4 protein-coding genes are annotated in these 14,961 nt (G+C 68.0%); 2 read left to right on the forward strand and 2 right to left on the reverse strand.

Annotation, left to right across the window (positions count from 1 at the left end):
• Positions 1-2 precede the first annotated feature (2 nt).
• Entirely contained in the window at positions 3-2,165 is a 2,163-nt protein-coding gene (locus AC3B6A_RS07440) for a type I secretion system permease/ATPase (protein WP_488403538.1), read from the reverse strand.
• 179 nt (positions 2,166-2,344) lie between these two features.
• On the reverse strand, positions 2,345-3,634 hold the full coding sequence (locus AC3B6A_RS07445) for a TolC family outer membrane protein (protein ID WP_488401682.1): 1,290 nt from the start codon (positions 3,632-3,634) through the stop codon (positions 2,345-2,347).
• Positions 3,635-4,170: 536 nt separating this feature from the next.
• Here AC3B6A_RS07445 and AC3B6A_RS07450 point away from each other — a divergent pair.
• Together AC3B6A_RS07450 and AC3B6A_RS07455 are read left to right on the forward strand one after the other, a co-directional pair.
• Complete coding sequence (locus tag AC3B6A_RS07450; RefSeq protein WP_488401684.1) at positions 4,171-13,446, forward strand: retention module-containing protein; 9,276 nt, start codon at positions 4,171-4,173, stop codon at positions 13,444-13,446.
• A 179-nt stretch (positions 13,447-13,625) separates the two neighbouring features.
• Positions 13,626-14,810, forward strand: a complete 1,185-nt coding sequence (locus AC3B6A_RS07455) for a thiolase family protein (RefSeq protein WP_488401685.1) — start codon at positions 13,626-13,628, stop codon at positions 14,808-14,810.
• Positions 14,811-14,961: the final 151 nt, after the last annotated feature.

A 14,961-nucleotide genomic window follows, 5' to 3' on the forward strand; every position in this document is an offset into this window, starting at 1 on the left:
GATTACCCCGCTGCCGGGCCGACGTGGCCCTTGCGCAATGCTTCGATGACCGCGTCTTTCGGGCCGTCGGCGACGATGCGGCCGCTGTCGAGCACCAGCAGGCGGTCGACCAGGCTGAGCATCGAGGTGCGGTGGGTGACCAGCAGCAGGGTCTTGTCGCGGCAGGCTTCGTGCAGGCGCTTGCGCAGGATCTCCTCGCTGCTGTTGTCCATGGCGCTGGTGGGTTCGTCGAGCAGCAGGATCGGCGGGTCGAGAAGCATGGCACGGGCCATCAGCACGGCCTGGCGCTGGCCGCCGGAGAGCAGCTGGCCGCGCTCGCCCACCGGGCGGTCGAAGCCCAGCGGGTGCTGCCGGGCCAGCTCGCTGACGCCGGTCAGCTCGGCCACTTCGAGCATCCGCGCGTCGCTGATGTAGCGCGCGCCGAGGGTCAGGTTGTCGCGCAGGCTGCCGGCCAGCAGCGGCAGGTCGTGGGCGACGTAGCCGATCTGCTGGCGCAGGTCGGCGACGTCGAGCTGCCGCAGGTCCAGGCCGTCGAGCAGGATCTGCCCTTCGTCCGGCGGGTAGAAGCCCATCAGCAGGCGGCCGAAGGTGCTCTTGCCGGAGCCGCTCTTGCCGATGATGCCGACCTTCTCGCCGGGGGCCAGGCGCAGGCTGATGTGCTGCAGCGCGGGGGCGCTCTGCCCCGGGTAGCTGAAGCTGAGCTGGCGCACTTCCAGGGCGCCGTGCAGCTGCGTGCGCTCCAGCGGGCGCTGGCGCGGCTGGCGCTCCTGCGGCAGGGCCATCAGCGCGTCGGTGCTGGTCATGGTCAGGCGCGCCTGCTGGTAGCGGGTGATCAGCCCGGCGATCTGCCCGAGCGGGGCGAGCACGCGGCTGTTGAGCATGTAGCTGGCGACCAGCGCGCCGACGCTGAGGTTGCCGTCGAGGATGCTGTAGACCCCGGCGCAGATCATCGCCATGCCGGCGAACTGCTGGAGGAACAGGGTGCCGTTGGTGGCCATCGCGGAGAGGAAGCGGGCGTGGTTGTCCAGGCGGGCGAGGGCGCCGTGGGTGCTTTCCCAGCGGTACTGGCGCTCGCTCTCGGCGCCGCAGGCCTTGAGGGTTTCCAGGCCGCCGAGGGTCTCGATCAGCAGGGCCTGGCGCTCGGCGCCCAGGGTCAGGCTCTTCTGCACCGTGTCGCGCAGGCGGCTCTGGATGATGAGGGCGAAGGCGATGGTGATCGGGAAGGCCAGCAGCGGGATCGCGATGAGCCAGCCGCCGAGCAGGCCGATGACCAGGATCATCAGGATGGAGAAGGGCAGGTCGATCAGGCTGGTCAGGGTCAGCGCGGTGAGGAATTCGCGCAGGCCCTGGAAGTCGTGGATGCTCTGGGCGAAGCCGCCGACCGTCTCGGGCCTGGCGACCATGGACATGCCGGTGATGCGTTCGAACAGGGTCGCCGAGAGCACCACGTCGGTCTTCTTGCCGGCCATGTCCAGCAGGTTGGAGCGCAGCACCCGCAGCAGCAGCTCGAACAGCGTGCCCAGCAGCAGGCCGGCGGCCAGCACCCAGAGGGTCGAGAGGGCCTGGTTGGGCACCACGCGGTCGTAGGTCTGCATGACGAACAGCGGCACCAGCATGCCCAGCAGGTTGATCAGCAGGCTGGCCACCAGCGCGTCGGTGTAGAGCCAGCGCGACAGCTTGAGGGTGTCGCGGAACCAGGCCTCGATGCGCGGCACCAGCGGTTGGCGCGCCGCCTCCAGTTCGTGGCGCGGGCGGGCGAACAGGGCCTGGCCGCTGTACTGGGCGGCCAGTTCGTCGGCGCCGACGAGCTGCTCGCCGCCCTCGGTCTCGCAGGGCAGGATCAGCGCCTGGCCGTCGTCGCGCCACTGGCGCAGCACCGCGCTGCGCCCGTCGTTGAGCAGCAGCAGGACCGGCAGGTTGAGGTTGGAGATGCTCTTCAGCTCGCGCCGCAGCAGGCGCCCCTGCAGGCCGGCGCGGGCCGCCGCGCGGGGCAGCAGGCTGGCGGACAGGCGCTGGTCGGGCAGCGGCAGGCCGGCCGACAGGCTGTTGCGGCTGACCGCGCAGCCGTGCAGGCGGCAGAGGATCAGCAGGCCGTCGAGCAGGGGATCGTCATGGCTCAGGCGCGGATCGCCCGGCGCAGGTGCGCTGCGCTCCTGGATGATCATGGTCACGCTACTTCCTCCCGGGCCGGATCGCCGCCTGACGCCGCTGCGCGCCGGCCGCCACCCCACGGGCGCTCCGGCATGTCGCCGCACCACGGCTCCGTGCCCTGTCGTATCGCCTTGCGACCGCCGCCCCGTTGCCGCAAGGCACGGGGCACGGAGGTCGGTCGTGAGCGACTTTCTTATTTCAGATCAGGCAGGCGTGCCTCGTTCTTCACATCCGAGAGGGCCACCGACTCGTGCGGTGCGACCACCCGCTGCGACTTGAGCAGCGCGCCCATGCTGGAGAGCACGCGGTACATCGAGAACTCCTCGGTGTAGCGCACCTCGGTGTAGCGGCGGTTGGCGGTGAACAGTTCGTTCTCGCTGTCGAGCAGGTCGAGCAGGGTGCGCTGGCCCAGGGTGAACTGCTGCTGGTAGGCCTCGCGCACCTTGCGGGTGTAGTCGGCGTATTCGCGGGCCGGCTGGGTCTGCTTGCGCGCGTTTTCCATGGCGTCCCAGGCCAGCGAGAGGTTCTCGTTGAGCAGGCGCAGGGCGTTGTTGCGGATGTCCTTGGACTCGTCGATCTGGTGCGTGGTGGCGTTCAGGTGGGCCTTGTCGCGCATCCCGTTGAACAGGTTGTAGCGCATCACCACCTGGGCTTCCCAGGAGTTGTAGTGGCCTTCCTCGCCGTCGACGTTGTTGTTGGCGCCCTTGGCCAGTTCCAGGTCGAAGCGCGGGTAGAAGGGAGCCTTGGCGGCCTCGTACTGGCTTTCCGCGGCGTTGACGTCGGCCTGCGCGGACTTGAGCAGCGGGTTCTCGCTGACCATGTTCTGGCGCGCCGCCAGCAGGTCCGGCGGCACCTCGGCCTTGACGGTGGAGGGGGCTTCCAGCTGGTCGGGCATCCTGCCCGTGGCGCTGTAGAAGTTGGCCTCGGCGTCGGCCAGGTTCACCTCTTCGGTGTAGAGGTTGTTCTGCGCCAGGGCCAGGCGGGCGATGGCCTGGTCGTTGTCGGCGGTGCTGCCGACGCCGCGCTCGCTGCGCAGGCGGATCTGGTCGCCGATGCGTTCGTGGGCCTGCAGGTTGTTCTTCGCCAGAACCACCATCTCGCGGCGCTTGAGCACGTCGAGGTAGACCTCCACGGTGCGCAGGGCGGCGGATTCCGAGGTGCCGAGGATGCGATAGGCCTTGGCGTTGACGTTGGACTCGTTGCGCTTGACTTCGTTGGGCGTGCCGAAACCGTCGAACAGCATCTGCCGCAGGCGTATCTCGGCGTCGCCGCGGCTCAGGGTTTCCTCGTTGTGGTCGCCCAGGGCCCGGGTGGAGGGGCTGTCGGTGTTCTCCCGGCCGTAGCCGAGCAGCAGGTCGACCGTTGGCAGGTAGCCGCCCCTGGCGAACTTGAGCTCCTCATCCGCGGTCAGGCGGCTGTTCACGCTCTGACTGATTTCCGGGTGGTACTGCAGTGTGCTTTGTATAGCTTCGGTCAGCGTCATGGCCTGCCCATGTGCGCACGACGCCGCCATAAATACACCGCTCCATAGTGCCGCATTACGACTGCGCATGGCTTTGCTCCTGGTGTTCTCCAGCCTTCGATGCTCTTTGATCGCCAATTTATTGGCTCTTTTCTCTTATCAAGCGTTTCACGCCTGTAACATCACAGCTAAGAACAACTTTTCGGAGAGCTCAGAAGGATTTTTCACAAGGGTTATTCGGAAAAAGTCTTATGACTCATCTGAAAAGCAGCACATTGTTTAAGCCTGCAAGCCCCGGTATTCCCCGGTGTGCGCTTGCAAACGAAGCCAGGTACGGTTTGTAGCAGTTAGGGCGGGGACTACAGCAGAAGGACAAGAAAAAGCGTCGTCAGAGTGACAAAAAAATGTCGCTGGCTTTTTGATGCTGAAGCGCTACCAGTCCTTTCGCCTCCTTCGCAACTTTCTTCGCAACATCCGAATACAAGCGTGGCCTGGCCTGTTTCGGATAGCTGTGTGCCGGTGGAACCGGTGTTGGCAGTGGAGCGGAGGAAGGACTCATGGCTACGTTGATGGGTGTCGTCAGTAAAGTGGTCGGCGAGGTGTTTGCGGTAGCCGCCGATGGATCGCGTCGTCCTTTGGGCCAGGGAGACAAGGTGTTCGTCGGCGAACAGCTGGTCACCGGCGCCAATGGCGCGGTGGCGCTGAAAGTCGCCGGCGGCGGCGAAATCACGCTCGGACGCGACAGCTCCCTGCCGATGACCGCGCAGATGCTGTCTGCCGCCCACCAGGCGCAAGGCGGGGACGCTGACCAGCAGGCCGTCGCCCAGCAGCCGGCAACGCCGACCAGCCAGGACGTCACCGACGTGAAGGCCCTGCAGGCAGCCATCGCCGCGGGCGTGGACCCGACCCAGGCCGCCGAAGCCACCGCCGCCGGCCCGAGTGCCGCCGGCGCCGCCGCCAACGGCAGGCCCGGTGGCGGGCACTCCTTCGTCCTGCTGAGCGAGGTCGCCGGCCGGGTCGGTCCGGAAATCGGCTTCCCCACCGGCCCGCTGAGCTGGGCCCCGCTGTTCCCGGAACAGCGCACCGCCGCGCCGGTCGAGGAGCAGATCAGCGCCGGCCCCGGCGCCATCAGCATCGCCGAGAGCGCCCTGGGCGGGCCCGGCGCGACGCTGGGCGGCAGCCTTAACTACGACTTCGGCAGCAACGGCGTCGGTGGCTTCACCTGGGGCACCGCCGGCCTGCCCGACCTGACCTCCGGCGGCGTGCCGCTGACCTACAGCGTCAGCCCCGACGGCCATGTGCTCACCGCCAGCGCCAATGGCGTCCCGGTGTTCACCCTGACGCTGACCGACATCAACACCGGCGCCTACGAACTCCACCTGCTGCAGCCGGTGGACCATCCGGGCGCGGGCCAGCAGGACACCCTGACCGTCAACGTGCCCTACACCGTCACTGACGGCACGGGCACGACCAGCACCAGCAACCTGGCGGTCGGCATCGTCGACGCCATGCCCAATGCCAGCCTGTCCGCCAACACGGGCGTGGACGTGCAGCTGCAGACCCAGGACGCCGACACCCTGGGCGCGGCCTCCGATACCGCCAGCACCGACTTCAGCGGCGCCTTCCAGGTCAGCACCGGCTACGGCGCGGACGGCGCCGGCAGCACCGCGCTGACCTACAGCCTCAAGCTGGTCGGCGCCGACGGCGGCAACTCCGGATTGACCAGCGGCGGCGCGGCCATCTACCTGCACAGCGTGGGCGGCGTCATCGTTGCCTCCACCTCCGCCAGCGCGGCTGGCATCACTGCGCAGAACACCGTCTTCTCGCTGTCGGTGAACGGCAGCACCGGCGTGGTCACCCTGACCCAGTTCAGCGCGATCGACCATGCGCTGCCGGGCAGCGAGTCGAACTTCGCCGGCCAGCAGGCCGTGCTCGATTCGGGCCTGGTGCAGTTGCAGGGCAGCGTGGTGGTCACCGACCGCGACGGCGACAGCGTGACCGCCACCAGTTCGCTGGACCTGGGCGGCCGCGTCAGCTTCGCCGATGACGGCCCGAGCATCTCGCTGAGCGACACCGCCGGCCCGGTCCTCGCGGTGGATGAATCCGACCTCGGCCAGAACGCCACCTTCGGCAACGTGGCGGGGCTGTTCGAGTCGAGCTTCGGCGGCGACGGCGCGGGTGCGATCAGCTACCGCGTCGGCACCACCGATGGCACCGACAGCGGCCTGCGGGACACCGAGACGGGCAACCGCATCCTGCTGTTCAACGACGGTAACGGCGGGGTGGTCGGGCGTGTCGAGGGTACCAACCTGGTGGCCTTCAGCGTCACCCTGAGCAATGGCTCGATCACCCTGGATCAGCAGCGCGCGCTGGTGCATCCGCTGCAGACCGATCCGCACGACGTGCTCAACATCGACTCCGGCAAGATCAGCCTGATCGCCACCATCACCGACCGGGACGGCGACTCGAACAGCGCCCGGATCGACCTGGGCGACCGGCTGGTGTTCCGTGACGACGGGCCGGACATCAACCTGGTGGGCGGCTTCGACGGCCACCTGCTGGTGGATGAATCCACCCTCGGCAGCGATGCCTCGGCCGACTTCAGCGGGGCCTTCGCCTCCAGGATCGACGCTGACGGCGCCACCGTGAACTACAGCCTGACGGCGAATACCGGCGACCTCAGCGGATTGCAGACCGGGAACGGCACCGACATCGTGCTGGTGCGGGTCAGCGCCACCCTGGTCGAAGGCCGGGTCGGCAGCACCGGTGGTCCGATCGTCTTCACCGTGACGCTGAACGCGGCCACCGGCGAATTGACCCTCGACCAGCGGATCGCCCTGCGGCATAGCCCGGACGACCCGGACAACACCGTGCACCTGGGCAGCGGCAAACTCTCGCTGACCGCCACCATCACCGACGGCGACCTCGACAGCAGGAGCGTCAGCCTCGACCTGGGCGGCAAGCTGAGCTTCCACCACGACAACCCGACCATCACCCTGAACGACTTCAACGGTCAGCTGGTGGTGGATGAAACCACCCTGGGCACCGACGACACCCTCAACTTCGGCGGCGCCTTCAGCACCACCAACGGCTCCGGCAGCATCACCCTGACCTACAGCCTGACCGCCACCGACGGCACCTCCAGCGGGTTGCAGACCACCGACGGCACCGACATCGTGCTGCTGCGCGTCAGTGCCACCGAGGTCCAGGGCCGGGTTGGCGGGACTGGCGGGCCGGTCGCCTTCACCCTGACCCTGGACGCCGCCACCGGCGAGCTGAAGCTCGACCAGCAGATGGCCCTGCGGCATGGCGACGCCAGCAATCCGGACGACAGCGTGCAACTGGCCGGCAGCAAGATCTCGCTGACCGCCACGGTGAGCGATGGCTTCTTCTTCAGCGAGAGCGCCAGCCTCGACCTGGGGGGCCGGCTGGTCTTCCATGACGATGGCCCGGCCATCGGCCTGACCGGCGGCTTCAACGGCGGGCTGGTGGTGGACGAGACCACCCTCGGCACCGACGCCACCGCCAACTTCAGCAGCGCCTTCAGCGCCACCACCGGCGCCGACGGCGGCAACGTCAGCTACAGCCTGACCGCGACCACCGGCACCCTCAGCGGGGTGCAGACCACCGACGGCACCGATATCGTGCTGGTGCGGGTCAGTGCCACCCAGGTCGAAGGCCGGGTTGGTGGTACGGGCGGCCCGGTTGCCTTCACCCTGACGCTGAACGCCGCCACCGGCGAGCTGAAGCTTGACCAGCAGATGGCGCTCAAGCATGGCGACGCCAACGATCCGAACGACAGCGTGCACCTCGATGCCGGCAAGCTCTCGCTGACCGCCACCGTGACCGACGGTGACCTCGATGCGAAGAGCGTCAGCCTCGACCTGGGCGACAAGCTGACCTTCCACGACGACGGCCCGTCCATCGGCCTGACCGGTGAATTCGACGGCCAGTTGGTGGTGGATGAAACCGCGCTCGGTACCGACGCCACGGCCAACTTCAGCGGCGCGTTCAATGCCGCGACCGGCGCCGACGGCGGTAGCGTCAGCTACAGCCTGAATGCCACCAATGGCGCCTCCAGCGGCCTGCAGACCACCGACGGCACCGATATCGTGCTGGTGCGGATCAGCGCGACCCAGGTCGAAGGCCGGGTCGGCGGTATCGGCGGGGCAACCGCCTTCACCCTGACCCTGAACGCCGCCACCGGCGAGCTGAAGCTCGACCAGCAGATGGCGCTGCGGCACGGCGACGCCAACGATCCGAACGACAGCGTGCACCTCGATGCCGGCAAGCTCTCGCTGACCGCCACCGTGACCGATGGCGACCTCGATGCGAAGAGCATCAGCCTCGACCTGGGCGACAAGCTGGTGTTCCGCGACGACGGCCCGAGCATCAGCCTGACGGGCGGCTTCAGCGGTGAACTGGTGGTGGACGAAACCACCCTCGGCACCGACGCCACCGCCAACTTCGGCAGTGCCTTCAGCGCCAGCACCGGCGCGGATGGCGGCAGCGTCAGCTACAGCCTGAGCGCCACCACCGGCACCCTCAGCGGGGTACAGACCACCGACGGCACCGATATCGTGCTGGTGCGGGTCAGCGCGACCCAGGTCGAAGGCCGGGTGGGTAACGCCAGCGGGGCGACCGCCTTCACCCTGACGCTCAACGCCGCCACTGGCGAGCTGAAGCTCGACCAGCAGATGGCCCTGCGGCACGGCGATGCCAATGACCCGAACGACAGCGTGCACCTCGATGGCGGCAAGCTCTCGCTGACCGCCACCGTGACCGACGGCGACCTCGACAGCCAGAGCGTCAGCCTCGACCTGGGTGACAAGCTGACCTTCCATGACGATGGCCCGTCCATCGCCCTGGCCGGCGGCTTCAACGGCCAACTGGTGGTGGATGAAACCACGCTCGCGACCGACGCCACGGCCAACTTCAGCGGCGCCTTCAACGCCGTGACCGGCGCCGACGGCGGCAGCGTGAGCTACAGCCTGAATGCCACCGACGGCACCTCCAGCGGGGTGCAGACCAGCGACGGCACCGACATCGTGCTGGTGCGGGTCAGCGCGACCCAGGTCGAAGGCCGGGTTGGCGGCACCGGTGGGGCAACCGCCTTCACCCTGACGCTGAACGCCGCCACCGGCGAGCTGAAGCTCGACCAGCAGATGGCGCTCAAACATGGCGACGCCAACGACCCGAATGACCCGGTACACCTGGGCAGCGGCGTGCTCTCGCTGACCGCCACCGTGACCGACGGCGACCTCGACGCGAAGAGCGTCAGCCTCGACCTGGGCGGCAAACTGACCTTCCTCGACGATGGCCCGAGCATCGTGCCCTGCACCGATGCGGATATCCGCCTGGTCGTGGATGAAACCATCCTCTACAACGACGCCCGGGTGGAGGCCAGCCTGGTGTCCCAGCTGTTCACCGCCAGCTTCGGCGCTGACGGTCCGGGCCAGATCACCTATCAGGTCACCACCCTCGACGGCACCGACAGCGGCCTGCGCGAGACTGCCAGCGGTAACCGCATCCTGCTGTTCAACGACGGCAATGGCGGGGTAGAAGGCCGGGTCGAAGGCAGCAACGCGATTGCCTTCGTCGTCCGCCCCAATGGCGGCGCGCTCGAACTGGACCAGCGCCTGGCGCTCGTGCATCCGGACAATCCGAATCCGGACGAACCGATCAGCCTCGACCCCGGCAAGATCAACCTGGTCGCCACCATCACCGACCAGGACGGTGATTCGAGCAGTGCCCAGGTCGACCTGGGCGGCAAGATGGTCTTCTACGACGACGGTCCGTCCATCGTGCTGGCGGGCGGCTTCAACGGCCAGCTGGTGGTGGATGAAACCGCGCTCGCGACCGATGCCACGGCCAACTTCAGCAGCGCCTTCAGCGCCACCACCGGTGCCGACGGCGGCAGCGTCAGCTACAGCCTGACGGCGACCACCGGCAGCCTCAGCGGGGTGCAGACCACCGACGGCACCAACATCGTGCTGGTGCGGGTCAGCGCCACCCAGGTCGAAGGCCGGGTTGGCGGCACCGGTGGGGCAACCGCCTTCACCCTGACGCTGAACGCCGCTACCGGCGAGCTGAAGCTCGACCAGCAGATGGCCCTGCGGCACGGCGATGCCAATGACCCGAACGACAGCGTGCATCTCGATGCCGGCAAGCTCTCGCTGACCGCCACCGTGACCGACGGCGACCTCGATACGACGAGTGCCAGCCTCGACCTGGGCGACAAGCTGGTCTTCCACGACGACGGCCCGTCCATCGCCCTGGCGGGCGGCTTCAACGGCCAGCTGGTGGTGGATGAAACCGCGCTCGGCACCGACGCCACGGCCAACTTCGGCAGCGCCTTCAGCGCCACCACCGGCGCCGATGGCGGCAGCGTCAGCTACAGCCTGACCGCCACCACCGGCACCCTCAGCGGGGTACAGACCACCGATGGCACCGACATCGTGCTGGTGCGGATCAGCGCCACCCAGGTCGAAGGCCGGGTTGGCGGCACCGGTGGGGCAACCGCCTTCACCCTGACGCTGAACGCCGCCACCGGCGAGCTGAAGCTCGACCAGCAGATGGCCCTGCGGCATGGCGATGCCAATGACCCGAACGACAGCGTGCACCTGGACGGTGGCAAGCTGTCGCTGACCGCCACCGTGACCGATGGCGACCTCGATGCGAAGAGCATCAGCCTCGACCTGGGCGACAAGCTGACCTTCCACGACGACGGCCCGTCCATCGCCCTGGCGGGCGGCTTCCACGGCCAGCTGGTGGTGGATGAAACCTCGCTCGCGACCGACGCCACCGCCAACTTCAGCGGCGCGTTCAATGCCGAGACCGGCGCCGACGGCGGTAGCGTCAGCTACAGCCTGAGCGCGACCACCGGCACCCTCAGCGGAGTGCAGACCACCGACGGCACCGACATCGTGCTGGTGCGTATCAGCGCGACCCAGGTCGAAGGCCGGGTGGGCAACGCCAGCGGGGCAACCGCCTTCACCCTGACGCTCAACGCCGCCACCGGCGAGTTGAAGCTCGACCAGCAGATGGCCCTGTGGCACGGTGATGCCAATGACCCGAACGACAGCGTGCACCTCGATGCCGGCAAGCTCTCGCTGACCGCCACCGTGACCGACGGCGACCTCGATGCGAAGAGCGTCAGCCTCGACCTGGGCGACAAGCTGGTCTTCCATGACGATGGCCCGAGCATCAGCCTGGCGGGCGGCTTCAACGGCCAGCTGACCGTGGACGAAACCGCGCTCGCGACCGATGCCACGGTCAACTTCAGCGGTGCGTTCAATGCCGCGACCGGTGCCGACGGCGGCAGCGTCAGCTACAGCCTGAGCGCGACCACCGGCAGCCTCAGCGGGGTACAGACCACCGACGGCACCGATATCGTGCTGGTGCGGGTCAGCGCCACCCTGGTCGAAGGCCGGGTTGGCGGCACCGGTGGGGCAACCGCCTTCACCCTGACGCTGAACGCCGCCACCGGCGAGCTGAAGCTCGACCAGCAGATGGCGCTCAAGCACGGCAATGCCAGCGACCCGAATGATCCGGTGCACCTGGGCAACGGCGTGCTCTCGCTGACCGCCACCGTGACCGACGGCGACCTCGACGCGAAGAGTGTCAGCCTCGACCTGGGCAGCAAGGTGACCTTCCTCGACGATGGTCCGAGCATCAACCTGGCCGCCGGCTTCGACGGCCAACTGAGCGTGGATGAAACCGTGCTCGCGACCAATGCCACGGCCAACTTCAGCAGCGCCTTCAGCGCCAGCACCGGCGCCGACGGCGGCAGCGTCAGCTACAGCCTGAGCGTCGCCAATGGCGCCCCCAGCGGCCTGGCGATCACCAACGGCACCGCCATCGTGCTGGTCAAGGTCAGCGACACCCAGGTCGAAGGCCGGGTCGGCAACGCCAGCGGGGCGGTCGCCTTCATCGTCACGCTCGACGCCGCGACGGGCAGCTTGACGCTCGACCAGAAAATGGCGCTGCAGCATGGCGACAGCACTGACCCGAACGACCCGGTCAGCCTGGCCGGCAACGTGCTCTCGCTGACCGCCACCGTGACCGACGGCGACCACGACACCTCGAGCACCGCCCTCGACCTGGGCGGCAAGCTGACCTTCCTTGACGACGGCCCCGTGGTGAATGTCCAGCCGCTCGCCCAGAACGCCTTCGATGCCAAGGGCTTCCACCTGGAGGGCACCCTGGACGTCAACTTCGGCGCCGACGGCCCCGGCGGCTTCGACCTGAGCGGCAACACCGCGCCCAGCGGCCTGCATTACGTGGTCACCAGCCTGGCGGGCGGCGGCTCGCTGCTGACCGCCCTGGACGCTGACAACCAGCCGTTCTTCACGCTGCAGATCAACGGCGACGGCAGCTACAGCTTCGACGTGGTCAACTCGCGGCCGACTGCCGAGGTGGGGTACGACCTGACCCAGATCTCCGCCAGCGGGCCGGAGCCCTCGTTCACCCTGACGTCGTCCGGACTCGACGCAGTCTTCACCAGTCCCGATGGCCTGGTGAACCCGTCAACCAACGGCATGGGGGTCGGGGGCAACAACACGATCGATGCCGGTGAACACCTCAACATCGCCTTCAGCGATACCGTCTACAACGCCAGCTTCCAGGTGCAGAAGCTCGCCGCCAAGGACACGCTCACCTGGGTCGTGCTGAGTGCGGCTGGTGCGCTGCTGGCCAGCGGCACCTTCGTGCCTCCGGCCGGTACCGGCGAGAGCGACACCACGACCTGGAACCTGTTGGCCGACGGGCACTTCATCACCGGCTCGGCTGCCCAGCTGGCGGAGAGCGGCTTCAGCACCGTGGTGCTGGGCAGCAGCGATGGCGATTACCGGGTCCAGACCGTTTCCGCCGACCGCGCCGTGCTGCCGCCGGACATGGCGCTCAACTTCGGCGTTGGCGTCACTGACAGCGATGGCGACCATGCCAGCCTGAACCTCGGCCTGGAGATGAACACCCCGACCTTGCTGGTGGTGGGGAGCAACGCCGACGACGGTGGCTCCTCGACGACCCAGCACACCGTTCCGAACCCGACCGATGCCGACAAGAGCGGCGATATCGCCGGCGGCACTGGCAGCGATGTGCTGGTGGGGGACAAGGGCGGCGCCGGGCAGACAGTCGGGAATGACCACCTGGTGGGGGCCGCCGGCAACGACATCCTCTTCGGCGACGTCATCAACACCGACAACCTGGCCTGGACCGGCCATGCCGCGGGTACGCACAACGGCCAGGGCTTCCAGGCCCTGGTGGACTACCTGACCGCCAGCAACGGCGGAACGGCGCCTTCCACCGGGCAGTTGCTCAACTACATCGCCGCGCACGCCCAGGAGCTCAACGTCGCCGGCGATCCCCGTGGCGGCAACGACACCCTCGAAGGCGGCGCCGGCAATGACCTGATGTTCGGCCAGGGCGGCAACGACAAGCTGATCGGCGGCACCGGCGACGACCTCATGTTCGGCGGCACCGGCGCGGACGAGTTCGTCTGGAAGGCGGGCGACACCGGCCACGATGTGATCAGGGACTTCAACATCGCCGAAGGTGACACGCTGAACCTCACCGACCTGCTGCAAGGCGAGGCCGCCGATGCGTCGTCCCTGGCGCATTACCTGAACTTCTCGGTGACCTCCGGCACCACCAGCATCGGCGTCATGCCCACCGGCAGCGGCCCGGTGACCCAGACCATCGACCTGGCCAACGTCGACCTCGCCGCCAGGTACGCCGGCCATGCGGGCAATGGCGTGCTCTCGGCGGGGGATACCCAGCAGGTGCTCAACGGCCTGCTCGGCGACCATGTGATCAAGACCGATACCGTCTGATCGCCGTCGCCGAGCCCGCGAAACCGCCGCCTCCGGGCGGCGGTTTCGTTTGCGCCCGCCCAACGGGGCCGGGGGCAGGACTATACGGCTGGTGAATGATCGTCGCGGCGGATCCTCACTGCCGCCTATGCTCGGGCCACTGCATCCTCCCCATCGAACAACAAGCAACGAGGTTTCCCATGCGTGAAGTGGTGATCGTCGACAGCGTCCGCACCGGCCTGGCCAAATCCATCCGCGGCAAATTCAACATGACCCGTCCGGACGACATGGTCGCCCATTGCATCGACGCGCTGCTCACGCGCAACGACCTCGACCCGCTGCTGGTGGACGACTGCGTGGTCGGCACCGGCTCGCCCGAGGGCGCCCAGGGCCACAACATCGGCCGCAACGCGGCGGTGTTGTCCAGGCTCGGCATCCACGTCGCCGGCATGACCCTGAACCGCTACTGCTCCTCCGGCCTGCAATCCATCGCCATCGCCGCCAACCAGATCGCCTCGGGTTGCAGCGAGATCCTGGTGGCCGGCGGCGTCGAGTCCATCAGCATGACCATGGGCAAGCAGAACCGCGACAACTTCGTGAACCCGCGCCTGCAGGCCGAATTCCCCGGCATCTACTACCCCATGGGGCAGACCGCCGAGATCGTCGCCCGTCGCTACAACGTCACCCGCGAGCAGCAGGACCTCTATGCCCTGCAGAGCCAGCAGCGCACCGCCCGCGCCCAGGCCGAAGGCCTGTTCGACGACGAAATCGTGCCGATGAGCGTGAAGTACCTGGTGGAGGACAAGGCCACCGGCGAGAAGAAAATGCTCGACGCCGTGGTCGACCGCGACGACTGCAACCGTCCGGATACCACCCTCGAAGGGCTGAACTCCCTCAAGCCGGTGTTCGCCGAGGACGGTTCGGTCACCGCCGGCAACGCCTCGCAGCTCTCCGACGGCGCTTCCATGACCCTGGTGATGAGCCTGGAAAAGGCGCTGGAACTGGGCCTCAAGCCCAAGGCCTTCTTCCGCGGCTTCACCGTCGCCGGTTGCGAGCCGGACGAAATGGGCATCGGCCCGGTGTTCTCGGTGCCCAGGCTGCTCAAGGCCAGGGGCCTGCAGGTCGCCGACATTGATCTCTGGGAGCTCAACGAGGCCTTCGCCTCCCAGTGCCTGTACGCCCGTGATCGCCTGGGCATCGACAACCAGAAGTACAACGTCAACGGCGGCTCCATCTCCATCGGTCACCCCTTCGGCATGACCGGCTCGCGCCAGGTCGGCCACCTGGTGCGCGAACTGCAGCGGCGCAACCTGCGCTACGGCATCGTCACCATGTGCGTGGGCGGCGGCATGGGTGCAACCGGCCTGTTCGAAGCCGTGCGCTGAGCCCCGCCCGACCGGCCCGCGCCACGCACGCGGGCCGGTGGCAACGAAAAAGCCCCCGGTGCCGGCACCGGGGGCTTTTCATTTCTGCACGATGGCGTGCGTACATTCGTAGGAGCGAGCCTGCCCGCGAAGCGCATTTCCCGGCGCAGCG

It is taken from the genome of Pseudomonas sp. B12(2026) (assembly GCF_057767015.1).